We start from the raw sequence: 26,731 nt of genomic DNA on the forward strand, positions 1-26,731 counted from the left end.
CCTGTCACCCCCCCCCGACGGGCGCGGGTGGGGGGGCGGGGGGGGGCGGGGGGGGGGGGGGGGGGGTGCCCCCCCCCCCCCCCCCCTTCCGTACGACCGCAGCCGGTCAGCCCAGTCCGCGGGAGTCCTGCTTGAGCGCCGTGTCGACGGTCAGCGCCGTCGCGACGACGAGGCTCAGCAGCGGCTCGGGGAGCTGGAAGTGGATCTGCAGGACGTAGTTGTCCGCGGTCGTGAACATCGTCTTGGCGAGACCTTCCCAGGTCTTCGTGATCCGGGCCACCTCGTTCTCCGCGTGGTCGACGATCGCGAAGTTCCAGGCTCGCCAGTTCTCCGCCTTGATCGCGCCGACCTTCTGGCCGTTGACGTTCATCGCGAAGTTGATCTTGCCGATCATGTTCTGCTGCACGATCTCGCCGACGGCCGAACCGTCCGGACGCGTCACGACCACCCGCGACTTGAATATCTTCGCGGGGCGTGTGAGCAGCAGCTGCGGCTGGCCGTGCGCGTCACGGATCTCCAGCCGGTGCGTCAGGAACTGGTCGAGGTTGGAGACGAAGCGCAGGATCTTCTTGAACACGCCCTGCCCGACCTCGACGACCGAGCCGATCAGGTTGCCCTGCTGGTCCATGACCTTGTACTCGTTGGTCAGCTCGATCAGCTTGGCCTTCTGGTTCACCACCAGGACCGGCTCGGTGAACATCGTGCCGCCGCCGACACCGCTCGGCGCCACCCCGGCCTGCTGCTGCACCTGACGCTGAACGCGCGGGTCGGGGGCCGCAGCCTGCTGAGGGAACGCCTGCTGCGGCGGCTGGGCCTGCTGGGGCACCTGCTGGGCGGCCGGAGCCTGCTGGTCGGTCCACTGCGAGCCGTCCCAGTAACGCTGCGTCTGCGGCGTCCCGTTCGGGTCCGGGTACCAACCTGCAGGAGTGTTCGAATGCGTGGTCACCGGGGCACACTACCGCGACACACCCGGAAATCAACCGGCAGTCGGGCATCCATCAGACGGTGATGAGGGCGGGGTCGCTGACACCGGGCTGCCCATTCTCGACATGTCCGGCGAATCGCCGCAGGAAGCCCGCCTCCTTGTCGGATACGACGGTGAGGTCGTACCAGCATTTGCTCGCCCGCAGGTCCACCGTGTACTTCACGGTCGCGCCCGCCCGCACCCGGAAGGCCTGAGGCTGTCCGCCGTAGCCGTTCGTGAGCGTGAGCGTTGCCGTGGCGGCACCCTTGTTGACGAGCGTGAGCTCCACGTCGCAGCCGGTGTGGCGGGCGGTGACCTCGGGCCCCGCCGCCTTGCCGGCGCCCTTGAACGTACGCAGGAAACCGTTCGGACCGTGCACCGTGAGGTCGTACGAGCCGCCGGAGTACGCGGAGTTCCAGGTGTCCGAGATGGTTTTGCCCGCTTCGGTGGTGTACGTCCAGGGGCCGTCGGCGCGGTTGCCGGAGGTGACGAGGAAGGCCGCGCCGGCCTTGGCCCCTGAGCCGAAGGTCAGCGTGTACTTGCCGGCCGCGGTGTCCGCCGAACCGTCCACCAGAGGTGCGTACTTGAGGGGACGGGCCGGGCGCGAGCCGCGCTCCTGCCTGGGCAGGACGGGGTTCGCGGGCGGGGTCGGCACATAGTCGGGGTGACGGTTGGCGTCCGGCGGCCGGTAGCCGTCGGTGTCGGGCAGCGCGACCGGCTCGGTGTCCTTGTGGCCGAAGTCGAAGGCGGCGGTGAGGTCGCCGCTGATGGCGCGCCGCCAGGGCGAGATGTTGGGCTCGCGCACCCCGAACCGGGCTTCCATGAACCGGATGATCGAGGTGTGGTCGAGCGTCTCGGAGCAGACGTAACCGCCCTTGCTCCAGGGCGAGACGACGAGCATCGGCACCCGCTGGCCCAGTCCGTACGGTCCGGCGGCACGGCCCGCGTCACCCGCGTAGAGGTCCGGGCCGACGTCGACCGTGGACCTGCCCTGCGACGCGGACTGCGGCGGGAACGGCGGGACCAGGTGGTCGAAGAACCCGTCGTTCTCGTCGTACGTGATGAACAGCGCCGTCCTGCTCCACACCTCGGGGTCGGAGGTGAGCGCGTCCAGCACCTTGGAGATGTACCAGGCGCCGTAGTTGGCGGGCCAGTTGGGGTGCTCGCTGAACGCCTCGGGAGCGGCGATCCAGGAGATCTGCGGCAGCGTCCCGCCCTGCACGTCGGCCCGGAGCTGGTCGAAGAAGCACTCGCCCTTGCGGGCGTCGGTGCCGGTGCGGGCCTTGTCGTACAGCGGGTCGCCGGGCTTGGCGTCGCGGTACTGGTTGAAGTACAGCAGCGAGTTGTCCCCGTAGTTGCCCCGGTAGGCGTCGGGGATCCAGCCCCAGGAGCCGTTCGCGTCGAGCCCGTCGCCGACGTCCTGGTAGACCTTCCAGGAGATCCCGGCCGCTTCCAGCCGCTCCGGGTAGGTCGTCCAGCCGTACCCCGCCTCGTCGTTGCCGAGAACCGGGCCGCCGCCCTTGCCGTCGTTGCCCGTGTAACCCGTCCACATGTAGTAGCGGTTGGGGTCCGTGGAGCCGATGAACGAGCAGTGGTACGCGTCGCAGATGGTGAACGAGTCGGCCAGCGCGTAGTGGAACGGGATGTCATCACGCGTCAGATAGGCCATCGTCGTCGCCGACTTGGCGGGCACCCACTTGTCGTACCTGCCCTTGTTGAACGCGGCGTGCCCGTCGCTCCAGCCGTGCGGGAGGTCCTGGATGAAAGCGAGTCCGAGGTCGTCCGCCTCCGGATGGAAGGGGAGCACGTCCTTGGTGCCGTCCGACTGGTACCAGACGGACTTGGTGCCCGTCGTGGTGGCCGGACGAGGGTCGCCGAAGCCGCGGACGCCCCTCATCGAACCGAAGTAGTGGTCGAACGAACGGTTCTCCTGCATCAGGACGACGATGTGCTCGACGTCCTCGATCGTGCCCGAACGGCGGTGCGCCGGCAGAGCCGCCGCCCGCTGGATGCTGCCGGACAGCGTGGTGAACGCCGCTGTACCACCGGCGAGTTGGAGGAATCGGCGCCGATTCGTTTGAGGCATGAGTGGGTGACCTCTTGTCCTGACGGGCCCATGGGCCGGGGGGTGCTGGAACGTGCGCGAAGGGAGTGTTCCAAGCGCACCAAACGTCAGGAAAGGGCCCTGTATCCCTTGCGTGAAACTCGGCGGTACGCGAAGCGAACGATTCCGGACGCGGCACCAAGGCGGTCATCCCTGAGAAGAAGGACCCGACCGCCGACCGGAAGAAGGGCGCCCGCGGCGGGGCGGCCTGTCAGTCACGACGCCGAGCTCTACAAGGAGCGGAACACCGTCGAGCGTCTGATCAACACGCTCAAGTCCTGGCGCGGCGTTGCCACCCGCTACGACAAGACCCCAGGCAGCCGCCTCGCCGGTCGCCGCCTCCGTGCCTCGATGATCCGGAACAAGGATCTCACCCGGGCCGCTCATTGATCATGACTCGGCCGTCACTCCGCCGGTGACCAGGGAGCGGAGCGCAAGTGCGCGACGCTGTACCGGGCGCGGCCCTCCGGCGGTCCGTCGACCGCCTTGCCCACGGCGACCATGGAGACGATCACCCAGCCAGGGGTCGGGTCCAGCTCCTTGGTGAGCCCTTCCAGGTCGAAGGCCCGGAATTGGTGCGCGGCCAGCCCCATCGCCTGGGCCTGAACAGTCATGTGGGCGACGGCCTGGCCGAGGTCGTAGTCCGCGAACTCGGAGTAGAGCAGCCGCGTGTCATCGATGTGTCGGCGCGTCAGCGTGACGACGAGCAGGCTCGCGTCCGTCGCCCAGCGGGCCGAGCTCGGCGCAAGGTGAGGGAGCACCCGGTCGTGCTCCGGCTCACCGGGCCTTCCGGTGAAGAAGCCCCACGGCTGGGAGTTCCCCGCCGACGGCGCCCACCGCGCGGCTTCCAGCAGCAGACCGACGGCGTGGTCGTCGACAACCACGGACGGATCGAACCGGTAGGGGCTGAAACGCCCGGCAAGCAGCGGGTGTATGCCGATGGGCGGCTCCTGATGATCGTGCATGTTCCGCTGCAACCGGCGACCGCGAGTGCGTATTCCGGCCGGTGCGAGCGCGGGCACCGCCCCACACCGGACGATCCACCGGAACGAAGATCCACACGCGGGGGAACCCGCAGATCGATCACGACCCGATGCACTCCCTAGCTGCCACCCGCGAACAGGGAGAGCACGCCGATCCCGACCCCGGCGATGACCAGTGACGTGGTGAGGAAGAAGGCCAGGAACACGAGAAGGCAGCCGAGTTCCCGCTGGGCCCGGCGGTCGCCGGGCAGGGCAACCGTGGCCTTGTCCGGGCGCTCCGGCAGATAGGAGACGGTGAACAGGTCACCAGGGACGGTGGTGTCCGGAGCGGCGTCCTCGAACCGGACCTGTCGACCGTCCTGCGTGACGAACTCGAAGAGGTAGTGGCGTCGCAACGAGGAGGGACGACCGCCGCCGGAGCGCCGCACCGTCTCGATTCTTATGCATCTGCCCTCGGTCCGCAGACCGTGCCGCTGCGCCCGGGTCCGCCAGCGGACCCGGTTCACCGCTTTCACCGCCATGACGATCGGGGCGAGCACGAACAGAGAACTGATGGCGACGAACACAAGCGCGATGAAGGTCATTCGAAGTTCCTTTGGCGCAAATGGTGCTGATGGCGCGTCAGAACGAGTGAGGCGCTGCGACCGGCAGGGCGCTCGCCCCAGGACGCCGCACACGCCGGACGGGTTCACCCGACATGGCCGACGCACCGCGGCTCGCGGCCCGGACCGGGCCGGTCCGGGCACCGCCATCCGGCCCGCCGGAAGAACGGGCCGCGCGCCCCCTCCGCACCAAGACGGGCTCCGGGTCACTTCCGTTCCATCAGTACCGACCAGCCCGCCCGACAGCTCGGCATCGGGCGGGCAGGAGACGGCCGGTTCGTCTCCAGCTCAGCAGTCGCTGCCCTTGGGGGTGAAGGCCATGCGGGCGTGCCTGTCCGTGCCGATGGCCGCGTCGTAGGTCGTCCTGCTGACCCGGTACCAGACGTCGTCCTTCGTCGCGTCGCCGTCGAGGTCGTCCAGACTGACGCACCACCGTTCCGGCCGGACGACGCGCGTGTAGGTCTCGGTTCCGCTGACGACCTGCTTGCAGGTCCTGGACTGCTCGGTGGAGTACGAGGTGCGGGTGCGCCGCTTGGTGCCCGACCCGGTGCTTGTCGTGTGTTTGACCCGCCGCGTGGTAGTGGCGCACTTCTTGGTCGTGTGCGGCCGTGTGGCGCGGGTGGTCCTGGCGGCGAGGTGGCGGACCTCGTCCCGGAGGCCGAAGACGCTCGCGTCCGTCGTGGTGGCCGGGTCCGGCCGGTGCTCCTCCGCCGTGCTCCCGCTGTCCTGGCCCACGCCCACCGAGCCCGTGCTCTGGTGCTGGACGTCACCCCCTCGGCCGCACGCGCCGAGCCCGGCTATCAGCACTGCCGTCACTGCGGCGGTCACAAGTCGCTTGAACATGTCTTCCTTTGCGATCAACGGCCCGCAGCGTAACGGATCACCGGCCGAACCTTCGGAAGCGGGTCGGGCCACTGACGCCCGGGGTGGAACGCGGGTTCCGGCGGCGGCAGTTGTCGCTCACCCGCCGCACGGCACACCGGTTTCCGTGCCTGCCTGGATGCTGTCGACGACCCTTGCCGCGTCGGAGGCTCGGGCCGGAAGGCGCCGTACGGCCGGGACACAGAGAAGTGCGAGGGCGGCGGGGACCGCGATGACGGTCATCGCGTACAGCGTGGGTCGCACGCCGAAGGACTCGGACACCGGGCCCGCGAGCACGAGCCCCACCGGCATGAGTCCCTCCGACAGCAGATAGTCGTAGGAGCTGACACGGGACAGGGCGGATTCGGGTATGTGCGTCTGCAGTGCGGTTTCCCAGATGACGAAGAAGAGGGACACGGCAACGCCGGTAACCGCTTCAAGAGTCGCTATCAGAGCGAGATTTGCGCCGGACCCGATGATGAGCGCCTGGCAGGAGCCCACGGCGAGCGCCGCGGCGGCCAGCGCCATGGGACGGCTGACCTTGAGCCGGTAGGCGCAGACGTCTCCGACGATGGAGCCGATACCGAAGCCCACGGTCACGACCGACCAGCTCGCCGCGCCGCCCCACTCGTCCTGGGCCAGGACGGGCCCCAGCACGAACACCGACGGAAGTACGACGACGTGGTAGACCGCTATGGCGGCCATGCCGGACCACACCCACGTCCGACCGCGCAACTGGGCCCAGCCGGCGCGCAGTTCCCCGAGGAACCGTCCTCCGGGGGCGAGCCGCATCGTCTCGGGTGCCATGCTGCGGGGTCTCAGCCGGGCCAGGAACCAGGCACTCACCGCGAAGGTCAGGGCGTCCACCGCCAAGGCGCCGCCAGGGCCGGTCGACGCGACCAGCAACCCGGCCAGGGCCGGACCGACCACCAGCCCGGCCGACTGGACGAACCCGCGCAGGGCGTTCGCCTCCCGCAGTCGGTCGGCCCCGACGACCAGCGGCATCAGTCCGGTGGCCGCCGGCATGAAGAACGCGTCCGCCGTGCCGAACACGATCATCAGCAGAACAAGATGCGAAACCTCGGCGACGCCGGTCAGCAGCAGAACCGCGGCGAGCCCCTGCACGACGAACCGCACCAGGTCCGAGACCAGCATGATGCGGTGCCGCTGGAATCGGTCCGCCCAAACCCCACCCACCAGGGCGAAGAGCAGCATGGGCAGGAGCCCTGCCGCCGCCAGCAGCCCCACGTCGGAGGCGGACCCGCCCACCGAGAGCACGGCGAAGGGCACGGTCACGAACGACATACGGTCGCCCACCACCGACAGGGACTGCCCGACGAACAGCCGGGCGAACTGCGGCTCATCACGCAGCACGCCAGGAACCAAGGACTTCACGCGATGGCCGATCAGGAAAGGAGGAACAGGACTGCGGCGCCCGATGGTAAGCGGCGCCGACCTCGGCGGTCACCTGGATTCCCGGGCCGGAGCCCGTTCCGGCGGCTCACCGTGACGCCGGCACCCGACACCTGACCCCCGGCACCCGGCGCTTCGCCCCGACCAGTGGTACGACCGCGACGACCTGGCCGATCCGGCCGCCAGAACGTGGCGCACACGCCGCGGCAAGGGACGGCCGGGGCCCGGTTACGGCGCCGACGGCACCGTCGGCACAGTCCCGGTCATCCGCAGGACAGCAGGCCTGCTTTCTGCTTGGCATTGAGGACGCGATGGACGCTCTGTTCCACTTGCCAGCGGAAGCTCTCGCTCCGCGTCATCCGAGTCTGTACCGCCGTGGTCATCGCCGGGATCAGGTTCGGTTCGACGGTCAGCACCAAGTCACCGCCGGCCGACAGGAACTTGACCGCGCGGTCGCCCGGGGACACGGTCTTGACCGCCACCGCGTTCCCCAGGTCGTCCGACACGACCACGCCCTTGAAACCCACCTCCTTGCGGAGCAGTGTCTGGATCACCGTCGAGGAGAACGCGGCCCGGTTCTTCGGGTCGATCCTGCTGTAGGTGGCGGAGGAGATCATGACGACCGGCGCCCCGGCCTCGACGCCGGACTTGAACGTTGTGACGCTTGAGCTCTTGCTCGTTGTCACGGTGTCCACGACGTTGGCCGTGGTGTCGGTGTTACCGACGACGCTGCCGAGCCCGGGGAAGTGCTTGAGCGTGGCCAGCACCCCGGACTGGGCGGAGCCCGCGAGGAACGCGTCGCTGTGGGGAGCCACCGTCGCGGCCGTATGACCGAACTCGCGGTCGTATCGACCGATCGGAGCGTTGGCCGTGCCCAGACTCGCCGGTACGACATCCGCGACGGGCGCGAGGTTCAGGTTCACGCCGGCCGACTTGAGCTCCTTGGCCCACACAGCGGCCTCACCGCGCAGTTTGTCCGTCGTCCAGCTCCCCTGGGTCAGGGCACTCGGGATGGTCGAGAACCCGGGGCCGGACAGCACCTGTACCCGTCCGCCCTCCTGGTCGGTCGAGACCAGGAGGCCCACACGACGTCCTGCCGCGCTGTCCGCGTTCGCCTGAAGGCCGTCGACCAGTGTCTTCGTCGCCTGCGTCCCGGCCTTGCTCCGCCCGGCCAGGAACACCGAGCCCACGTGGTACTGGCGCATGAGCTGGATCCGCTTGCTGTCCGGAGCGGACGGCGTGACCGATCCCATGAAGAGCTGGCCGACCCGCTGCGAGACCGTCATCGCCCTGAAGGTCCTGTCGGCGCACGTGGCCGCCGCGAACTTGGCGCTCCCGGCGGACGTGCCGACCGGGGCGGCCTGGGAGACCTCCACGCCGACCACTCCGACCGCCGCCAACGCCAGTGCCAGCGAAGACGCGAGCAGGACAGGACGCTTGCCGGCGGCGCGGTGGGTGGGTGAACGGTGCGATGCCATGGAGACGCTCCGGTGCCTGCTGCGGGATGTTCGTGTCTTGTAGCGGGTGGTCGGCTCCCAGTTCATGCTACCCGCACGCATCTCCACGGGACCGGGGTGCGTACGGATGGATTCCTGCGGCCTGGCCGTCCGCCTCGTTCTTGAGCCGTCCAGCAGACCGCGCCCCCGTTCGTTCGGCCATGAAGCCCCGGTCCCGGAGACCCCGCCCTCAAGCGCGATGAAAGGCCCCGAACTCTCACGGAGCCTCTCCTCAGGTGGCACAGGACAGCACCGATGCGACAAAGGCGAGCGAGGCAAGGGCCAGGAAGAGTGGCGCGTAGCCGCCGACGGGACCCGCCAGCACGGCGCTCGCGAAGGGGGCGACGGCCGAAGCGGCGGTGACGGGGGCGCCGAGAATTCCGGACAGCCGGCCGTAGTCCGCGGCTCCCCATCGGTCGGTCACCGCTGTTGCCTGAAGAAGAGTGAGGTTGCCCCGCACCATGCCTGCGGTCAGGGAGAGCGCGACGATCAGTGCGTAGGGCCCTGAGGTCAGGGCGAGGGCGACGGTTGCGGCCCCGCCGAGCGCCATCAGCACTGTTGCCCGACGGGCAGGGCTCGTACGGCCGGCAAGGCGTGCGTAGAGGGTGCGCCCGAGTGTCTGTCCCGCTCCGCCCAGGCCGAGGGCCCACGCTGCTTGAGAGGTGGTGTAGCCGCGTTCGATGAGCAGGGGTACCAGGGCGATCACCACGGCGTAGGTGGCCAGCGCGGAGAGGGTGAGGGCTCCGGCAAGGATCCAGAACGTTCGCGTGTGTTCCACGTGCGCAGCCGTGGTCGCCGAAGGCTTCGCCGTGGACGGATGGACCCTTGGCCAGGGGGCGTCGAGGGCGATCGCGTGGGCGGGGACGGTGACGGCCGCCAGGAGGAGGGCCAGGACCGCATAGGTGGCCCGCCAGGACAGATGGGCCGAGAGGGCCGCGGTGATGGGGGCGAAGAGGGTGGAGGCGAGACCGCCGGCCAGGGTCACGTAGGTGAGAGCCCGGACGTGGCGGGGGGCCCACCACCTGGTGAGCGCGGTGAAGGCCGGCTGGTAGAGGATCGCGGCCATCGCTGTCCCGGCGAGGAGCCAGCCGGCGGTGAAGCAGAGCAGGTTCGGCGCGGCGGCGATCAGCAGCAGCGCGACGGTGGCCAGGACGGAGCCCGCGGTCATGACGAGGCGCGGCCCGTGACGGTCGATGACGCGGCCGACGGGGATGCCGGTGAGCGCGGAGGCGATCAGTGCGAGAGAGAAGGCGGCTGTGGTGGCGCCGGGTGGCCAGCCGGTGTCGCGGGTGATCTGCGGGTTGAGGACGGGGAAGGCGTAGTAGACGATTCCCCAGCTGGTGATCTGGGTCGCGCAGAGCGCCGGCAGAGCCCGGCGTGGACGGTGACCTGGGTCGGTGTCCGGCCGGGCTGCGACGGGCTGCACAGCGTCAGTTGCCGGTGGTGAAGCCGGCCGGGGCTCCGATGCCGATCTGGAGGGTCTGCGGCGTTGCGCAGCAACTGCCGCCGGAGTCTTCGCCCGCGGGTTCGTCGTAGAGGCCGGATCCGCCGCAGACACCGGTTTCGGGGAGGGTGAGCTCGACCCGTTCGGCGGCTTCCCGGTCGCCGGCGAGGGCGGCTGCGATGGAGCGGACCTGCTCATATCCGGTCATGGCGAGGAAGGTCGGGGCGCGGCCGTAGGACTTCATGCCGACGAGGTAGAGGTTGTGCTCGGGGTGGGCGAGTTCCTTTTCGCCGTGGGGGTAGACCGTGCCGCAGGAGTGGACGTTGGGGTCGATGAGGGGGGCCAGGTCGGTGGGTGCCTGGAGGCGTTCGTCAAGGCGGAGGCGGACTTCGCCGAGGTAGGAGAGGTCGGGGCGGAAGCCGGTCAGAACGATGATCTCGTCGACGGGCTCGGAGCGAGTGCCGTCGTCGGAGACGAGGGTGAGGGTTCCGTCCGTGTTGTGGGAGATCTCGGCGAGGCGGAAGCCGGTGAGAGCGTGTGCGTGTCCGGCGTCGACCGCCGCCTTGGCGGCGAGGCCGAGGGCTCCGCGGGCGGGGAGCTGGTCCGCTTCGCCGCCTCCGTAGGTGGCGGTGCCGATGCCCCGGCGCAGGATCCAGACGCCGTGGGTGCCGGGCGCGGTCCTGGCGAGTTCGGCGAGGGAGGCGAGGGCGGTGAAGGCGGAGGCGCCGCTGCCGATGACGGCCGTGCGCTTGCCCACGTAGCGGTTGCGGTCCTGGTCGCTGCTGAGGTCCGGCACGCGGTAGGTGATGCGGTCGGTGAGGGATCGCTCGCCGAGGGCGGGCAGGCCGTTGGCGCCGGCGGGGCTGGGGGTGGTCCAGGTGCCCGAGGCGTCGATGACCGCGCCGGCCAGGATGCGGGATTCGCTGCCGTCGCCGTGGGTGGTGTGGAGCGTGAAGGGCTGCTGGTCGCGGTCGGCGTCGACGATGCGGTCGCGTCCTTGGCGGGCGATGCCGGTGACGGTGGTGTTGTAGCGGATGCGGGTGGTGAGGGCATCGGCGAGGGGCTGCAGGTAGTTGTCGGCCCAGGCTGCGCCGGTGGGGTAGGTGGCGCCGTCGGGCCGGGTCCAGGTGGTGGCGGCGAGGAGCTTCTCCGCGGCGGGGTCGATGACTTCGTCCCAGGTGGAGAAGAGGCGGACGTGGCCCCAGTCGCGGACGGAGGTGGCGGCGGTGGGGCCGCTCTCGAGGATGAGGGGGTCGAGGCCGCGGTCGATGAGGTGGGCTGCGGCCGCGAGGCCGACGGGGCCTGCCCCGATGATGACGACGGGGAGTTCCGCGGGGACTGGTGCGGTCATCGTTTCTGTCCTTCGCTGTGGTGAGGGGCGCCGACCGACTACTGATTAGATAACTATCTATGCTACCTTCGCCAGCTTGCCTCGGATATCGACGAGTGTCAACATAGATGCATGTCTAAACCCCGGAACGCGGACCCGCAGCAGCAGACGACCCCTTGCTGCGCACCCCTCACTTCCGCGGCACTGTCGGAGATCGACGCCGAGAAGATGGCCTCGATGTTCAAGGCGCTCGCGGATCCCGTACGGCTGCGCCTGTTCTCGCGGGTGGCTTCACACCCCGACGGCGAAGCGTGCGTGTGCGACATCTCCGACGTGGGGGTGTCCCAGCCGACCGTCTCCCATCACCTGAAGAGGCTTCGCGAGGCGGGACTGCTGACGTCGGAGCGCCGCGGAACCTGGATCTACTACCGCATCGCCCCGCAACCGGTGGCGGCCATGTCCGCGCTCCTGGCACTGCAGGAACGGGACGCCGCGACCCACGCCTGACCTGCCGCGGCACACGGCCGACGGGCCCGCACTCTCCACCCGTCGGGCCATTGCCCGCTGTTTCGACACATGCAAAAATAGAGACATGTCGAACCTGAGTACGGTTCCGCCCGAGGAGGCCGCTGCCGGCGCGGTCGTCCCCTGCTGCTCCCCCATCATCGCCGCCGAGCTGTCGGCCCTGGACGCGGAGAAGCTGGCAGCTTTGTTCAAGGCTCTTTCCGACCCGATCCGGCTGCGCCTGCTGTCCCGTGTGGCCTCGCACCCCGCCGGAGAGGCCTGCGTCTGCGACATCGCCGACGTAGGGGTCTCGCAGCCCACGGTCTCCCATCACCTCAAAAAACTGCGCGAGGCCGGACTGCTGACGTCGCAGCGCCGCCGCACCTGGGTCTACTACCGCATCGATCCCCGGGTCCTCACGGCGCTCGCCGCCGTATTGGTCCTGCCCGCCCGCGCCTGACACCCGGACCCGGCCGAACCAGGGCCCTTGCCGCACCCCGCCCCGTCACGGTGCTTCCTCCACGTGCCCGTACCGTCATCCGACGGCGCGCAGGTGGACAAGGCATGGGGGCGCCACCGGCACGCCGGCCGGTGACGCCCCCACGGCTCAGCCGCTCTTGAGCTCGTGCACCACCGTTCCCGCCAGTTCGACACCCCGGTAGGGGCGGACATCGAGCGACGCGGCGTCCGTGGTGAAGACGTTGAGACAGAGCGCGGACGCGACCGCTGCCGCAGCATCGTCCGCCGGCCCGTAGGACAGCACCAGAGCCGGATCGCTCAGTGCGGTGAGCCGGACAACACGGTCGGCCTGGTGCGACCCGCCGGCCGGCTCGGCCCGCTGGGAGGGAACTGCCGCAAAGCCCAGCCGGGACTTGAAACTGAACAGTCCCGCGTTCCCGACGTGACCGTAGAGATTGACGTCACGGCCGAGGCAGACCCTGGCCCGTCCTCGCAGACGGGCCTCGCGCAGGGTCTCCCAGTACAGCACTCGTGCCAGACTGCTGCTGCGCTGTTCGGCCGTCACGGCGGAGAAGCGGGCACGGATCTCGTCGGCCGGTTTCAGGTCCTGGCTGAGGCAAGCACCGACCAGTTCCCCACCGGACCGGGCCACCACGGCGAAGTAGGTGTCCGCCTCGTCCAGAATCCGGTCGCGCTGCTCGACCGCCACGGCCCAGCCGTGCCGCATCCGGCCGATCTCCTGCTCGTACAGGGCAAGGAAGTCCTCCAGCGAGGCGGCGGTGAGGGCTTCGGTGGTGAGGGAGAGGTGGGCGTCTGCCGCGTTGCGATAGGCGATACGGATGTCGTAGCGGTCTTTGCGGGCCAGCGTCGCGAGATAGGCCTCCTCGCTTTCGCAGGTGCCGGCCCGCCACTCCAGAACCTGCGGTTTGGGCAGGAACCCCGCTTCCCGCAGCCGGGGCCAGGTGTGGGCGGGCGGGCCCTGGACTCGGATGACGTCGACGTCGTGGGCGTAGTGCTGCCACTCGCCGTTGACGGCCTGTTCGACGTCTATGAGGGCTATGGCCAGGCCCTTGGAGTTGACTCTCACGAGGCGGCGACCGGCGTCTTGGGCGATGCGGACCGGGCCGCGTTCCTCGGCGGGGCAGACACGTCATCGCGTGGCCGGGCCCTGAAGCGGCGCAGGCGCAGGCTGTTGGTGACGACGAAGATGCTGGACAGTGCCATGGCGGCTCCGGCGATCATCGGGTTGAGGGTGCCGGAGGCTGCCAGCGGGATCCCGGCCAGGTTGTAGACGAACGCCCAGAACAGATTGCCCTTGATGGTGCCCAGCGTGCGGCGGGAAAGACGGACGGCGTCGGCGGCATCACGGAGGTCCCCGCGGACCAGGGTGATGTCGCTGGCTTCGATGGCGGCATCCGTGCCGCCTCCGATCGCGATGCCCAGGTCGGCCTGGGCCAGGGCTGCGGCGTCGTTGACACCGTCGCCGACCATGGCGACGGTGTGGCCTTGCTCCTGAAGCCGGCGGACCACGGCCGCCTTGTCCTGGGGCAGGACCTCGGCCTCGACATCGGTGATGGCCATCTCCGCGGCGATGCGGGCAGCCGCGCCCGCGTTGTCGCCGGTGAGGAGGATGGGAGTCAGGCCGAGCCGGCGCAGTTCGTCGATGGCCCGGCGGCTGGTGGGTTTGGCTTCGTCGGCGACGAGGAGCAGGCCGCGGACCTGTCCCTCCCAGCCGACGGCGACCAGTGTGCAGCCTCGCTGTTCGGCGGCCGCCAGCTGCGCGGCAAGCTTCTCGGGCATGGTCATGCGGTCTGCGGCCCAGGCAGGACGCCCGGCGATGACCTCCCGGTCGTCGACGCGCCCGCTCACACCGTAGCCGGCGTCGGTCTGGAAGTCGCTGACCGGGGGCAGCTGCTTCGTCAGGGCGCGGGCCGCGGCGGTGACGGCCGCGGCGATGGGGTGTTCGGAGGCGTGCTCGACGGCGCCGGCCAGGGTCAGCAGCTCGTCGCGGTCGACACCGTCGGCGCAGGCGACGTCGATGAGCTGCATGGTTCCGGTGGTGACGGTGCCCGTCTTGTCGAGCACGATCGTGTCGATGCGGCGGGTGGACTCCAGGATGTGGGGGCCGCGGATGACGATGCCGAGCTGTGCGCCGCGGCCGGTGCCGACCAGCAGGGCGGTGGGGGTGGCCAGTCCGAGCGCGCAGGGGCAGGCGACGACCAGCACGGCGACCGCTGCGGTCAGTGCGACGGCGGCGTCCCCGCCGTTGCCGAGCCAGAACCCGCAGACGGCCACGGCGATCGCGAGCACCACGGGTACGAAGACGGCAGCGACGCGGTCGGCGAGGCGCTGTACGGGTGCCTTGCCCGCCTGGGCTTCGGAGACGAGGCGGCTGATGTGGGCGAGCTGGGTGTCGGCGCCGACGCGTTCGGCGCGCACGACGAGGCGGCCGCTGGTGTTGACCGTCGCCCCGATCACACTGTCTCCGGCGGCGACCTCCTGCGGGACGCTTTCCCCGGTGAGCATGGAGGCGTCGACGGCGGAAGCGCCTTCGGTGACCACCCCGTCCGTGGCGATCTTCTCGCCCGGGCGGACGACGAAGAGTTCTCCCACACGGAGTTGGGTGATGGGCAGGGTGGCTTCCTGCCCTGCCCGCACGACCGTGACGTCCTTGGCGCCGAGTTCGAGAAGCGCGCGCACCGCGCTGCCTGCGCGGCGTTTGGCACGGTGTTCGGCATAGCGGCCGACCAGGACGAACAGGGTGAGGGAGGTGGCGACTTCGAGGTAGATGTGGTGAAGGCCCTGTCCGGGGACGGGGGTCATCACGAACGACATCCGCATGCCGGTCACGCCGGCGTAGCCGAAGAAGAGGGCGTACAGGGACCAGCCGTAGGAGGCCAGGACGCCGATGGAGACAAGGGTGTCCATGGTGCCGCCGGCTTGTCGCAGGTTCTTCCACGCGGCCGCGTGGAAGGGCCACGCCCCCCAGACCGCGACGGGTGAGGCCAGGGTGAGGGAGAGCCACTGCCAGTTGTCGGTCTGCAGGGGGGTGATCATCGCCATGGCGATGACGGGCACGGTCAGCGCGAGGCAGACCCAGATGCGTTGGCGCATGGAGGCGAGCTCGCGGTCGGCGGCTTCCTCTTCGCTGTCGGCGGGCCTCTGGGCAAGTGCCTCCCCGGGCGGAGGGGGCTCGACGGCCGTGTAGCCCATCTTCTCGACGGTCGAGATGACGTCGTCGAGGCTGTGGCGGTCGTCGAAGCTGACGTGGGCGCGTTCCAGGGCGAAGTTGACCTCGGCGGTGACACCGTCGAGCTTGTTGAGTTTGCGTTCGATGCGGGCTGAGCAGGCACCGCAGGTCATGCCGCCGATGTCGAGCGTGACCAGGGCTGGTGCAGCCGTCGTGACGATGCCGGCCATGGACTGCACTCTCCTTCAAGTGAGTGAAATGGGTGGGGTGTTACTGGGGTGGCAGTACGGCGCCGAGTGCGTACGCGGCGGTGAAGCAGACGGCGAGGATCAGTGCGAACAGGACGAGGCGGGTGCCGGCGCTCACGCCTGGGTTCCGGCGAACTCGTAGCCGGTGCGCTCGACGGCGGCCTGGACGTCGTCGGGGGTGAAGGTGCGGGGGCTGTTGATCGTGACGCGGCCGCTCTTGTGGTCGACGCTGACTTCGGTGCCCTCGCCGAGGTCGGACTCGATCGCGGTGCGGATCCGCTTGGCGCATCCGCCGCAGGTCATGCCGCGGACTTCGAAGACGCTGGGGATGCTGGGGATGCTGGGGATGCTGGGGATGCTGGTCATGGAGTACTCCGGTGGGTTGCGGTTTTCAGGTAGGTGGCGATGCGGTCCAGTGCCTGCGCGATGTCGGTGGAGCTGACGGCGTAGGACATGCGGACGTGGTGGGGGGCGGCGAAGTCCCGGCCGGGCATGACCGCGACGCCGGCCTGCTCCAGCAGGTCCTGGGCGATGGTGGCGGCGTCGTCCTCGGGGCGCCGGCAGAGGCCGCTGACGTCGACGAAGGCGAAGAAGCCGCCTTGGGGTTCCACGGCCAGGCGCAGGGGCGGCAGGGTGTTCAGGCCGTCGCGCAGGGCCGTGCGGCGGGCGTCGAGTTCGCGCGCCCTGCGGGCCAGTTCGGTGTCGGTGTCCTCGGCGAGGGCGGCGAGGGCGGCGTACTGGGAGATGGATGAGGGCGCGGAGCTGGTGTGGCCCTGGACGGCGGTGAGAGCTTTGGCCACCGGCAGCGGGGCGGCGGCGAACCCGATGCGCCAGCCGGTCATGGCGTAGGTCTTGGAGAAGCCTGCGACCGTCACCGTACGCGCGGCGATCTCGTCACCGAGGGAGGCGACGGAGGTGAAGGTGGCCCCGCCGTGGACGAGGTCGCCGTAGATCTCGTCGCTGACGACGGTCAGGCCGTGGCGGACGGCGAGGTCGGCCAGCGCCCGCAGTTCCCCCTCGGTGTAGACCAGGCCGGTCGGGTTGGAGGGGTTGTTGAGCAGCAGGACCTTGGTGCGGGGGGTGAGGTGGGCCTGGACGGACTCGGGGGTGATCTTGAAGCCGGTGTCCTGGGTGGGGACGACCACGGGGGTGGCGCCGGCGAGGCGGATCATGTGGGGGAAGCTGACCCAGTACGGAGCCTGCAGGAGGACCTCGTCGCCGGGTTCGCACAGCACGGTGAACAGTTGGGCAAGGGCCTGCTTGGCACCGTTGGTGGTGACGATCTGCGCCGGATCGTAGGCGCAGCCCCAGTGGGTGTTCAGCCGCCGGGCGATGGCCTCGCGCAGCGCGGTGATGCCCGCGACGGCCGTGTAGCGGGTGTGTCCGGCCGCGATGGCCTGGTGGGCGCCGTCGGCGGCCTGCTGGGGGGTGGGGAAGTCGAGTTCTCCGCCGGTGAGGTTGATGATGTCGGCGCCGTCGGCGAGCAGGCTCTTGATGTGGGCGTCCAGCGCTGCGGTGCTGGAGGCGGGCAGGGTCTGTGCGCGGTGACTGAGCACGGGCGCCTACTTCGCCGTCAGAGCGAATTCGGCGGATGCCTTCTGCCCGCTGGACGGAGTCACGTGGACCGTGATCTTCCAGTCTCCGGGCATGCCCAGGACGAGCTTGGCCTGGTAGCCGTCGCCCTTGGCATCGGCCCTCTGGTCGCCGCCCTTCATCTTCATCGACGCCATCTCGGGGCTGACCTCGACCTTGGCGCCGTCGACCGCCTTGCCTGCGGAGTCCTTGACGGTGATGGTCGCGGTTCCGGTCCTGCCGCCGTGCAGCGGGCACGGCGTGGCGGTGAGGGTGATCTTGAGACCGGCGGTGGTTCTGGTGCTGTTGCAGGCGGCTCCCCCGGCGGAGCCGGGGTCGGCGGCGGTGTTGGTGCCGCTGCCGCAGCCGCTCAGGACAGCGGCGGCCAGTGCGGCGGCGGCGAGGAGAGCTGACCGGCGCACGGCGGGCGTGCGGCGCAGTGCCGGATGTGGTGCGGGGGTGCGGGTTGCGGCCGGCTGAGCAGTGGCCGTGCGCCGGTTCATCGGTCCTCCTGGTGAAGAGATGTGCAGGTGAGCCGGTCAGCCGCAGCAGGACTTCTTCTGCGGGGCGGCTTCGGCTGCCGGCTTCTCGCCGGTCTCGGTGGCGGCGGGCTTCGGACCGCAGCAGGACGAGGCCGCCTTCTTCGGTTCCGCGGCCGTCCCTGCGGCTGTCTCGGCGGCCGGCTTCGGGCCGCAGCAGGACGAGCCCGCCTTCTTGGGCTCCGCGGCGGCCGTGGCGGTGGCGGCGGGCTGGGACTGGGCAGCGGCCCAGAACATGGAGCCGGGGCTGTTGTCAGACACGGGTGTTGTCCTTTCCGGTGGTGTTCTTCGCGGTGGGGCCTTCTTGGGCCTGGCACAGCTCGGTGAGCCGGCCGCCCGCGGTGAGGAGTTCGACGGGGAGGCCGGACTCGACGATGCGGCCTTCCTCCATGACGAAGACGCGGTCGAGGTCTTCGACGAGGGTCAGCCAGTGCGCGACGACGACGGCGGTGCGGCCCTGCAGCAGGCGCCGGATGGCGGCGAAGACGTGGCGCTGCCGGTTCGGGTCGACGCTGGAGACGGCTTCGTCCAGGACGATGACGCGGGGGTCGGCGAGCATCGCGCGGGCCAGGGCGATGAGTTGGCGTTCGCCGACCGACAGGCGCGAGCCCCGCTCGCCCACGCGCGTCTGGTAGCCCTCGCGCAGTTCGGTGATGACGTCGTGGGCGCCCACGGCCCGCGCTGCGGCGATGACGTCGTCCTGGCCGGCTTCGGGCCGTCCGAACAGGATGTTCTCGGTGACCGTGCCGTCGAAGAGCTGCGCTTCCTGGGTGACCAGGAGGACCTGGGAGCGGACGGACGCGCTGCTGATGCCGGCCAGGTCGTGTCCGTCGATGCGGATGCTGCCGCCGGTGGGGGTGTAGAGCCGCACCAGCAGTTGCATGAGGGTGGACTTGCCCGCCCCGCTGGTGCCGACGATGCCGATGTGCTCGCCGGGCTCGGCGTGGAGTGTGACGTCGTGGAGCACGTCGGGCCCGTCGCCGTAGGCGAAGGTGACCTGGTCGATGTCGAGGACGCCGGAGACCGGGGGCAACGTGCCGGATCCGCTCTGCTCCTCCTCCAGGTCGAGGACGTCGAGGATGCGGCGGGCGGAGACTGCGACGTCGGAGGACTGTCCGAGCTGGTGGGCGAGGTCGCGCACCGGATTGAGCATGCGCTTGACGAAGAGGGCGAACGCCGCCAGCGTGCCCGCTGCCAGGGCGGTGCCGGAGGCCATGCCCATGGACGCCATCATCGTGTTGGTGCCCAGCAGCATCCACGTCATCGGCATCATGCCGGAGGCCAGGTCGAAGAAGAATCCGGAGCCGAGCTGGTGTCCGTTGATGATCTGCAGGCCGCCGAAGAAGATGAGCAGGGCGAGCGCCAGGAAGACGCTGAAGCCGAGGTGGGAGGTCAGCCACAGGCGTTTGCGGGAGAGCCGGTTGTGGACGGTGCTGTAGTCCTCCGAGCGCACGCGCAGGTCCGCCAGGACGGCTTCCTCCTGCCCGAAGGCGCGGATGTCGGCCAGGCCGTCGATGCGCTGGTTGAGGTAGCCGACCATGCGGTCCCAGCCCTCGCGCTGGGCGCGGGTGTCTGGGCGCAGGCGTTTGGTCCACCTGACCGCGATCCACACCATCAGCGGGATCGTGATGAGGGTGGGCAGCGCGACGGTGGGACTGAGCGCGAGCAGGAAGACGGAGAAGGCGATGAACCAGATGACGCTGTTGGCGACTTCCATGAGCGACTTGGTCAAGAAGCCGCGGAAGCGGTTGGCCTCGAACAGGACGCGGGTGACCCATTCGCCGCTGGCCTGGGACACGTGGCGGGAGAGCTGCACGTTGTGCAGGCGGGCCACCAGGTCGTTGCGGATGGTGACCGACAGCCGCTCGTTGATGCGGATCATCGCGGAGTTGTAGATGATCCGGATGATGTTCTCGATGACGGTCAGGGCGATGAGGTTGATCGCCGTGGAGTGCACGGCTTTCAAGTCGCCGAGGACGATGTGGCCGATGCCCGCCATCACCGTGTACATCACGGCGATGGTGGCGATGGAGTTCAGGACGGCCATGAACGTGGCCACGGTCAGCCAGAACCAGTGAGGCCGCAGGTAGGGCAGGAAGCGGCGGATGGCCTTGAGGAGGACCTGGCGGGCTTCGCGGCCCTCCAGCGGAACGGCCTCGGCGGTGGCGGCGGTCATCGGTCGGTGCCTCCTTCGAGGCTCGTCGCACCGGCCAGCGGAACGGCTTGGCCGGTGCGGTCGCTGCCGCGGGCGCCGTCCAGGCTGACCGTGCGGTCCACGTAGCGGGCAATGGCGGGCTGCTGGGAGGCGATGATCAGGGTGCGGCCGTTGCGGACCTTGAGGATGGTCTCCAGCAGTGCGGCTTCGGTCTCGGCGTCGAGGTTGGCGGTGGGGTTGTCGAGCAGCAGGATGTCGGGGTCGACCAGCAGGACGCGGGCCAGGCCGATGCGCTGGCGCTCACCGGCGGACAGGTCCAGGGTGCTGGAGCCGAAGCGCCGCTCGAGGGCTATGTGGGCGAGGCCCGCGGCCGTGACGGCGGCCTGGACTTCCTCGCGGGTGGCGTCGGGCCTGGCGAAGCGGACGTTGTCTTCCAGCGTGCCTTCGAACACCCACTGGCGCTGCGGCAGGCACACGATGTGACGGCGCAGGGCTGCGGGCGCGTAGGTGAGGGCGTTGACGCCGTTGTAGGTGACGGTGCCGCCCTCGGGGTCACGCAGGCGGGCCAGAACGTGCAGGAGGGTGGTCTTGCCGCTGCCGGTCGGGCCGATCAGGGCGATGCTCTCGCCCGCGCGGACGTGCAGTCGGGCCTTGTCGAGGATGCGGCGGCCGGCTACGTCGACGTCGATGTCGGTGGCGTCGATGGTATCGAGGGTCGGGATGTCGCTGGAACCGGTGTGCCGGCGGATGACGGACCGCGCGTCCACGACGCGCAGCAGGCGGTCGGCGGTGACGGCGCTGCGGAAGGCGCCGTTGGTGTGCATGGCGAGCATGTGGACGCTCATCTGGAACATCATCACTAGCGCGACGACGGCGACGAGGTCTCCGACGGTGCTGGTCCCGTTGACGACTGCGTCGCCCCCGGCCCACAGGGCGATGGGGGTGGGCAGGCCGCCGATGATGTTGAGGACCGCTTCCCAGCGACTGTAGGTCCGCTTCATCTGGCCGTCGCGGGCGGAGTGTTCGGCGTTGACCTTGTGCAGGCGGCCGGAGGCGTCCGATTCGCGTCCGTAGGACTTGACGACGTTGATGTTGGCGAGGGATTCGCCGACGCCCGCGAGGAGCTTGGTGAACTGGCCCTTGAGTTCCACGAAGGCGCGCTGCAGGCGCAGTTGCACGGTGAGGTTGCCCGCGATGACGAAGGCCATGGGGATGATGGCGAGCAGCGTGGTGCGGGGGTCGATGAGCAGTGCGGTGACGAGCATCGCGAGTGTGACCAGGACCTGGTTGAGCAGTTCGAGCAGTCCGCCGTTGGTGAGGCCGCGCACGGCGACGGCGTCGGACACGAGGCGGGTCAGGGCGCGGCCGCCGGAGGCTTCGGCGACATCGGCCGGACCCATGCGCATCATCTGGCGTACGAGGTCTTCGCGCAGGTCGTTGACGGCCTTGCTGGCCACGGTGAACCGCATGCGCTTGCCCCAGTGGAGCAAGGCCGTGGTGGCGGCGCCGGCTACCAGGACGCCGAGTGAGGTGAGCAGCAGGGTGCTGGACTTTCCGCCGAGTACGCCGACATCGATGGCCGAGCGCATGAGCAGCGGCACGGCGATGTTGCCCAGGAGGCCGAGGAACATCACCACGGTGGCGGTGGTCATCTCGCGGCGGTAGCGCAGCGGGTAACCGTAGATGAAGCGCAGCGCGCGCAGCGAGTCCTTCAACTTCGAGCCCCCTCTTATGTGGTGTGTGGTTGTTCCAGCGGGCCGCGCCCGTGGGACGCGGCCCGCCGTGGTGCGTGGTGGGCAAGGCCTACTCGCAGCAGGCGCAGGCGCAGCCGCACTCGGTGCCGTCTTCCGCGACGTCCTCGTTTCCGCTGGTCTCGCAGCAGCCGGAACCGATCATGTCGTCCGCCATGACTCCTCCCCTCCATTCTTGATTCGATAATTTCAAAATTATCGAATCACGTTGCCTGATGGTCGTCAAGAAGTGGGCGCGAGACGGGAGTTGTCAGCAGCAGGACGTATGGGCGCGGTCCACGGCGTCGTCGGTGACCGGCTCGTCGCGCAGGCGGACGGCGAGCTGTTCCAGCACCGTGGCGAGGTCGCGTTCGAGCTGTTCCGGGCTGTCTCCGCCCAGCACGATGCGGCCGAAGGCTCCGCCGCGGGGGTGTCCGACCTCCAGGACGGCCTCGCCCGGCTGCACGTCGAACTCGACGAACGGGGCCACCGGTGACTCCAGGCCGGTCAGTGAGGCCGCCGCCGACAGGCTGTAGTCGATGCGGCCGGCCCGGTCGAAGACGATGCTGCGGTACAGCCCGCAGGCGACGCGTGGTGCCTGGGGAGCCGTTTCCCGGCCCAGGGCGGCGTCCGCCGCGATCAGGCTGGGTTCGTGGCCGGTGGTCGAAAGGATCATCTCCACGGCCTGCCCGCCCGGTACGCGCGGGTTGATCTCGCCGGCGCGCCAGCCGTCGGGAGTGAGCATGAACTGCAGTGCCGCCACCCAGTCGTCCAGGCCGACGGCGGCCAGCGCACGGCCGGTGAGTTCCTCCAGTTCCGCCAGTTGTCCGGCCGGCAGGCGGCTGGGGAAGTGACCGCCGACCTTGACGAAGGTTGGCGGCGGTCCGACTTCCGCCTCGACCACCCACACCACGCGGGTGTGTCCCTGCACGCGGGCGGCGAAGACCCCGAACTCGGGGCCGGTGAGGAACTCCTCGATCAGGGCGCTGTCGCGTCCGGTGGCGAGGATGCCGTCGACGGCGAGGCGCACGTCCTCTTCGGTGTCGCAGTACTTCAGTCCCGCGGCGCTGGAGGCATCCCGGGGTTTGACCACGACGGGCAGGGTCAGTCGGGCTGCGGCCGCCGCCCCGTCGTCGGCGCTGGTGACGACGCGGTGGGCCGCGACCGGGACTCCTGCCTCGGTGAGCAGGCGGTGTGTGGCGGCCTTGTCCATGCAGTCGCGGGCCGCCTGTTCGGTGATGCCGTGGGCCAGTCCGAGGCGCTCGCGCAGAATGCCGGCCAGCGGGACCAGCCGCTCGACTCCGGTGACGACCGCGTCGATGGGCTGCGCGGCGTGGGCCTGGGCCACCTGGTCGGCGACCTTGGCCCAGTCGGCGAAGTCGACCTCCAGGGGGTAGTCGGCCAGCATCACTTGATCGAGTGTCATGTCCTGTTCGGCGAAGAGGACGTCGTGGTCGGTCAGTTCCTTCAGCTGCTGCACGGTTCGCTGACCGGACAGCACGAGCACGCGTGTGGGCACGGGGCCACCTACTGGATGTCTGGCTCGACGCGAGGTCGGAGCGATTCGAGGATGGAGCGGTAGCGGTTCTCGAGCACGGTGGGGTCGTCGCCGTAGACGACGATGCGTCCGTAGCTGCCGCCGTCGGGGTCGCTGACGTCCAGGACGCTGTCGCCGTCCTCGACATCGAGGATCAGACCGGGGGTGCCGGCGGGGTCGGCGGCGAAGCGGACGGTGCCGGGGCTGTCGAAGGTCACGCACCGGTACAGGACACGGGCGGCGCCGGCCGGGCCGCGGGTGACGGATCGGCCGAGTGCCGTCTCGGCGGCCGCGCGGGTGAGGTCGATGCCGGAGATGCGTTCGGTGGCCGCGCAGAGCTGCCCGCCCGGCGGGCGGGCGGCCACGTTGATCAGCACAGGGCCCTGGTCGCCGAGGCGGATCTGGGTGTGGGCGACGCTGTGGTCGAAGCCCAGAGCGGCCAGGGCGCGGACGGTGAATTCGGCAAGCCGGCGTTCGGTATCGGGGTCCAGGCCGCTGGGGTAGTCGTAGCCGGTCTCCGCCTGGCGGGGGCCGGGTCCGACGTGCTGGGCGAGGATGCTGACGACGTCTGTGTCGCCGCCGCAGGTGATGCTCTGCACGGCGTACTCGGGTCCGGGGATGTAGGACTCGACGATGAGCGGTACCGGTCCAAGGACGCTGACGGCACGGGTGACATCGTCGGCGGACCGGCACAGCAGACTGCCGCGGCCGGCTGATCCGGTGCGCTTTTTGATCACGACCGGCAGGCCCAGCGTCCGGGCCGCGGGCAGGGCGTCGTGTCCGTCGCCGACCGCGAGATGATCGGGGACGCGGATGCCGGCGCTGGCCAGCGCCATCCGCATGCGGCTCTTGTCGTGACAGTTCATGGCCGCGTTCAGTGCCAGGCCCCGGGTCTCGAGGCGGGCCGCGAGGTAGCTGGCCAACGGCAGATGCGCGTCGTAGACGGTGAAGACGCCGTCCAGCGGACGGGTCTCGTGCAGCCAGCGCAGGGCCGCCTCCGCCGCCGGCCAGTCGTCGAGGTCGACGTCGAGCGGGATGTCGACCTTGCAGGCCAGGTCGAGAGGGGTGGGGTCGGCCAGCAGGACGGAGCGCACGTCCAGCCGGGACAGGACGTCGACGACGCGGCGGCCCGAGATGCAGGCCACGCTCTGGCGGGTGTCGCTCGAGGTCATCAGCAGCACCGCCGGGCCATGTCGAGTTGGTCGTCCGGTCCCTGGCAGCGCTCTTCAAGGCGGCGGCAGGCGGCGTGCAGGGCCGCGTCGCCGCGCCGGTCGCCGGTCTTGACGGCCAGGTACAGCGGGGTGGGCCGGGCACCCAGCCGCCGCTTCTGCGCGGCGTTGGCCCGTCCGAGATCCACCGTGGGGATGCCGTCGTGGACGGCCATTTCGATGAGGTCGGCTGCCAGAGCGCGGTAGGGCAGGAAGCCGGGCAGCCGTGCGGTGTCGAGGCCGGCCAGCCATACCGACCAGGTGTCCGCGAACTGCCAGCTCCCGAACAGGGCGACGGTCCGCTGATCGTCGTCCGTGGCGGTGAGGGTGCGTTCGAAGGGGGCAAGTCTGCTGTGCAGGGCCCGCAGGAACGCCTCGGGCAGTACGTCGGTGGGTGTGCTGCGGTCCTTGAGCAGCGCGTGCACCAGGTGGACGAGCACGTCGGCGTCGGCCGGCCCCTCGGTGATGGTGAAGCGGCGCTTGATGGCGCGTCGTTCCTGAACGAGTTTGCGGCGGTGCCGGCCGTCGGCGTAGGCCCAGTAGTCCGAGGTGCTGGGAACTTGTGTGGCACACCGGTAGGACGTGGTGATGTGGGCGGTGGCGAAGCCGTCGCGCAGGAGCCGTCCGGTCAGCGGTCCCTGGGCCGCGTTGGCCACCGCGGCGGCCCACGCGCCCAGACGGCGGCCGCTGTGCTGCAGGGCGGTCAGCAGGGCGGGGACGGCGGCGCTGTGGCCGGGCACGGCGAGGGGGCCGCCGCCGAGAGCGGCGAGACTGTGCGCCATCAGGACGGGTCCGCCGAGGTCCAGTTCGGCGAGGTCGGCCAGGTAGGACAGCCGGGGGCACTGATGGGTGAGGAAGGCGGGGCAGACGGCGACGAGCCCGTCGTTGTCCCAGGCCAGCAGATGGTGGGGCTCGGCCTGTCCGGGCGGCGCGTCCTCGTAGGCTGCCAGCCAGTGCCAGCTGTGGAAGATGCTTCCGCCCGCGGCGGCGACGACACGGTTCCACGCCTCAGGTTCGACGGCGTGAATGCTGGTGACGGTCTCGATCCGGTGTCGGCCGGTGAGGGGCGCGGTGGAATCGGTGAGGGTCATCGGGGCACCTCAGCAGCACGACTTGAATTCGCGGCTGTCCTCGCCGATCCAGTCCAGCCCCTCGGCGGCCGTGACGCGCAGGCCGAGCCGGTCACGGACGGCCTGCTCTGCCTCGTCCATTTCAAGGGGTGTTCGGCCGAAGACCACGATGCGCCCGTATACCCCGCCGTTGGGGTGCTCTTTGGGCAGCACGGGCTCCCCCGGATCCACTTCGAGTTCCACGATCGGTGCTGCGGCCTCATCCGTGACCGGCACCGGGTCGTACAGCAGCGTGCCGGCAGTGTCGAAGACGATGCTGCTGTAGCGGGCGCAGGCGATGGTCGGCTGTTCAGGTGCCTGGGGCAGGCCCAGGGCGAGGCGGGTGACGGCCTCGGTCATGTCGACGCCGCTGACAGCCGTGGTCATCTCCACCAGGCGGCCCCCGGGGCGGCGGGCGTTGACCTCGATGACACGGAAGCCTTCTGCCGCGCGGCGGATCTGGGTGTGACTGATCCAGTTGTCGAGGCCCAGGGCGGGCAGGACCTGCTGCACGAGGTCGTCCAACTGGCTGCGTTCCGGCTCGGTCAGGCCGCTGGGATGGTCGTATCCGAGTTCGACGAACACGGGCGGCTCGGTGACGTACTGGCGAAAGACGCTCAGCACCCGGGTGATGCCGTTCTGGGTGAGGGTCTGTACCGCGTATTCGGGACCGTCGACGTACTCCTCGACCAGCACTCCGGTGACCGTGCCGGGCGGCGCGTCGAGCAACGCGGTGACGGCTCCGGTGACTTCGGCGTCGTCGGTGGCCAGGCGGACACCGAAGGCTCCTGCCCCGTCACGTGGTTTGACGATGACCGGGAAGCCGATCTCTTCGGCGGCCTGTACCGCTTCCTCCGCGGTGGCGGCAAGAGCGAAGGCTGGTACGGGCAGTCCGTGCTCCTTCAGCGTGGTGCGGGTGCGCCATTTGTCGCGGCAGTTGAGTGCTGCTTGCTCGGTGAGCCCTCTGGGTGTGGTGCACAAGGCGTTCGACAGGTGCGCCATGAGCGGCAGGCGGGGCTCGGTGTGGGTCAGCACCGCGGCGGGAGGTGTGCCGCGGAGATCGTCGCGGATGACGTCGGCCACCGCGGTGAAATCGTTGACGTCGACATCGATGGGGACGTCGACCCAGGGCATGCAATGCCAGGGCACCTGCTCGTCGAGCAGCACCACGCGGTAGCCCAGTTCGCGCACGATGCTGAATTCGCGTTCGCTGCGGCCGCCGAGTACGACGACCGTGGCCGCGGGAGTGTGGGTCACTGCCACGTTCCTCCGGAAGAGTCAGC

At 69.9% G+C, this 26,731-nt stretch carries 23 protein-coding genes and 1 pseudogene; 3 read left to right on the plus strand and 21 right to left on the minus strand.

Annotation, left to right across the window (positions count from 1 at the left end):
* Positions 1-106: 106 nt before the first annotated feature.
* Positions 107-946, minus strand: a complete 840-nt coding sequence (locus ACFYW8_RS25665) for a phospholipid scramblase-related protein (RefSeq protein ID WP_389080433.1) — start codon at positions 944-946, stop codon at positions 107-109.
* A 52-nt stretch (positions 947-998) separates the two neighbouring features.
* The gene (locus ACFYW8_RS25670; RefSeq protein ID WP_389080436.1) at positions 999-3,050 is read right to left on the minus strand and encodes a phosphocholine-specific phospholipase C; all 2,052 of its coding nucleotides are present in this window, start codon (positions 3,048-3,050) and stop codon (positions 999-1,001) included.
* 149 nt (positions 3,051-3,199) lie between these two features.
* Here ACFYW8_RS25670 and ACFYW8_RS25675 point away from each other — a divergent pair.
* Positions 3,200-3,458: pseudogene (locus ACFYW8_RS25675) on the plus strand (hypothetical protein); the annotation flags it as partial.
* A gap of 14 nt (positions 3,459-3,472) precedes the next feature.
* Here the strand turns inward: ACFYW8_RS25675 and ACFYW8_RS25680 are convergent.
* The 7 genes from ACFYW8_RS25680 to ACFYW8_RS25710 form a co-directional block, all read right to left on the minus strand.
* Positions 3,473-4,033, minus strand: a complete 561-nt coding sequence (locus ACFYW8_RS25680; protein WP_389080439.1) for a nitroreductase family protein — start codon at positions 4,031-4,033, stop codon at positions 3,473-3,475.
* 137 nt (positions 4,034-4,170) lie between these two features.
* Positions 4,171-4,635, minus strand: coding sequence for a DUF3592 domain-containing protein (locus ACFYW8_RS25685; RefSeq protein ID WP_389080442.1), 465 nt, complete (start codon positions 4,633-4,635; stop codon positions 4,171-4,173).
* A gap of 306 nt (positions 4,636-4,941) precedes the next feature.
* A complete protein-coding gene (locus ACFYW8_RS25690; RefSeq protein WP_365869637.1) occupies positions 4,942-5,496 on the minus strand; it encodes a hypothetical protein in 555 nt (184 codons plus the stop codon).
* Positions 5,497-5,613: 117 nt separating this feature from the next.
* A complete protein-coding gene (locus ACFYW8_RS25695) occupies positions 5,614-6,888 on the minus strand; it encodes an MFS transporter (protein WP_389080445.1) in 1,275 nt (424 codons plus the stop codon).
* A 302-nt stretch (positions 6,889-7,190) separates the two neighbouring features.
* Entirely contained in the window at positions 7,191-8,405 is a 1,215-nt protein-coding gene (locus ACFYW8_RS25700; RefSeq protein WP_389080448.1) for a glycoside hydrolase family 3 N-terminal domain-containing protein, read from the minus strand.
* A 250-nt stretch (positions 8,406-8,655) separates the two neighbouring features.
* Complete coding sequence (locus tag ACFYW8_RS25705) at positions 8,656-9,849, minus strand: MFS transporter (RefSeq protein ID WP_389080451.1); 1,194 nt, start codon at positions 9,847-9,849, stop codon at positions 8,656-8,658.
* A gap of 4 nt (positions 9,850-9,853) precedes the next feature.
* Positions 9,854-11,218: an FAD-dependent oxidoreductase gene (locus ACFYW8_RS25710; RefSeq protein WP_389080454.1), complete on the minus strand. Its 1,365-nt coding sequence runs from the start codon at positions 11,216-11,218 to the stop codon at positions 9,854-9,856.
* Positions 11,219-11,329: 111 nt separating this feature from the next.
* On the opposite strand from ACFYW8_RS25710, the gene ACFYW8_RS25715 reads away from it, so the two are divergent.
* Positions 11,330-11,704, plus strand: coding sequence for an ArsR/SmtB family transcription factor (locus ACFYW8_RS25715; protein WP_389080457.1), 375 nt, complete (start codon positions 11,330-11,332; stop codon positions 11,702-11,704).
* Between the two features lie 85 nt (positions 11,705-11,789).
* Positions 11,790-12,161, plus strand: a complete 372-nt coding sequence (locus ACFYW8_RS25720) for a metalloregulator ArsR/SmtB family transcription factor (RefSeq protein ID WP_365869631.1) — start codon at positions 11,790-11,792, stop codon at positions 12,159-12,161.
* A gap of 147 nt (positions 12,162-12,308) precedes the next feature.
* Here ACFYW8_RS25720 and ACFYW8_RS25725 read toward each other — a convergent pair whose 3' ends face one another.
* The 12 genes from ACFYW8_RS25725 to ACFYW8_RS25780 form a co-directional block, all read right to left on the minus strand.
* Positions 12,309-13,247: a GNAT family N-acetyltransferase gene (locus ACFYW8_RS25725; RefSeq protein ID WP_389080461.1), complete on the minus strand. Its 939-nt coding sequence runs from the start codon at positions 13,245-13,247 to the stop codon at positions 12,309-12,311.
* Entirely contained in the window at positions 13,244-15,580 is a 2,337-nt protein-coding gene (locus ACFYW8_RS25730) for a heavy metal translocating P-type ATPase (RefSeq protein WP_389080464.1), read from the minus strand. The genes ACFYW8_RS25725 and ACFYW8_RS25730 overlap by 4 nt, the downstream gene beginning before the upstream one ends.
* Before the next feature lie 132 nt (positions 15,581-15,712).
* On the minus strand, positions 15,713-15,964 hold the full coding sequence (locus ACFYW8_RS25735) for a heavy-metal-associated domain-containing protein (RefSeq protein ID WP_389080467.1): 252 nt from the start codon (positions 15,962-15,964) through the stop codon (positions 15,713-15,715).
* Positions 15,961-17,154 (minus strand): pyridoxal phosphate-dependent aminotransferase, encoded by a 1,194-nt coding sequence (locus tag ACFYW8_RS25740; protein WP_389080470.1) that lies wholly within the window; start codon positions 17,152-17,154, stop codon positions 15,961-15,963. The genes ACFYW8_RS25735 and ACFYW8_RS25740 overlap by 4 nt, the downstream gene beginning before the upstream one ends.
* 6 nt (positions 17,155-17,160) lie before the next feature.
* Positions 17,161-17,673: a FixH family protein gene (locus ACFYW8_RS25745; RefSeq protein ID WP_389080472.1), complete on the minus strand. Its 513-nt coding sequence runs from the start codon at positions 17,671-17,673 to the stop codon at positions 17,161-17,163.
* Between the two features lie 36 nt (positions 17,674-17,709).
* A complete protein-coding gene (locus ACFYW8_RS25750; protein WP_389080474.1) occupies positions 17,710-17,970 on the minus strand; it encodes a hypothetical protein in 261 nt (86 codons plus the stop codon).
* A complete protein-coding gene (locus ACFYW8_RS25755; RefSeq protein WP_389080477.1) occupies positions 17,963-19,885 on the minus strand; it encodes an ABC transporter ATP-binding protein in 1,923 nt (640 codons plus the stop codon). The genes ACFYW8_RS25750 and ACFYW8_RS25755 overlap by 8 nt, the downstream gene beginning before the upstream one ends.
* Positions 19,882-21,579, minus strand: a complete 1,698-nt coding sequence (locus tag ACFYW8_RS25760) for an ABC transporter ATP-binding protein (RefSeq protein ID WP_365869623.1) — start codon at positions 21,577-21,579, stop codon at positions 19,882-19,884. Before ACFYW8_RS25760 ends, ACFYW8_RS25755 begins: the two co-directional genes overlap by 4 nt.
* A 286-nt stretch (positions 21,580-21,865) precedes the next feature.
* Entirely contained in the window at positions 21,866-23,113 is a 1,248-nt protein-coding gene (locus tag ACFYW8_RS25765; protein ID WP_389080481.1) for an acetyl-CoA carboxylase biotin carboxylase subunit family protein, read from the minus strand.
* 8 nt (positions 23,114-23,121) lie between these two features.
* A complete protein-coding gene (locus ACFYW8_RS25770; RefSeq protein WP_389080483.1) occupies positions 23,122-24,303 on the minus strand; it encodes an acetyl-CoA carboxylase biotin carboxylase subunit family protein in 1,182 nt (393 codons plus the stop codon).
* Complete coding sequence (locus ACFYW8_RS25775; RefSeq protein WP_389080485.1) at positions 24,303-25,430, minus strand: GNAT family N-acetyltransferase; 1,128 nt, start codon at positions 25,428-25,430, stop codon at positions 24,303-24,305. Before ACFYW8_RS25775 ends, ACFYW8_RS25770 begins: the two co-directional genes overlap by 1 nt.
* A 9-nt stretch (positions 25,431-25,439) precedes the next feature.
* Positions 25,440-26,705 carry an acetyl-CoA carboxylase biotin carboxylase subunit family protein gene (locus ACFYW8_RS25780; RefSeq protein WP_389080487.1) on the minus strand — a complete coding sequence of 422 codons (1,266 nt, stop codon included), beginning with the start codon at positions 26,703-26,705 and terminating at the stop codon, positions 25,440-25,442.
* Positions 26,706-26,731 lie beyond the last annotated feature (26 nt).

Origin of the sequence: Streptomyces sp. NPDC002742 (genome assembly GCF_042888885.1) — a bacterium.
Taxonomy (GTDB): domain Bacteria; phylum Actinomycetota; class Actinomycetes; order Streptomycetales; family Streptomycetaceae; genus Streptomyces.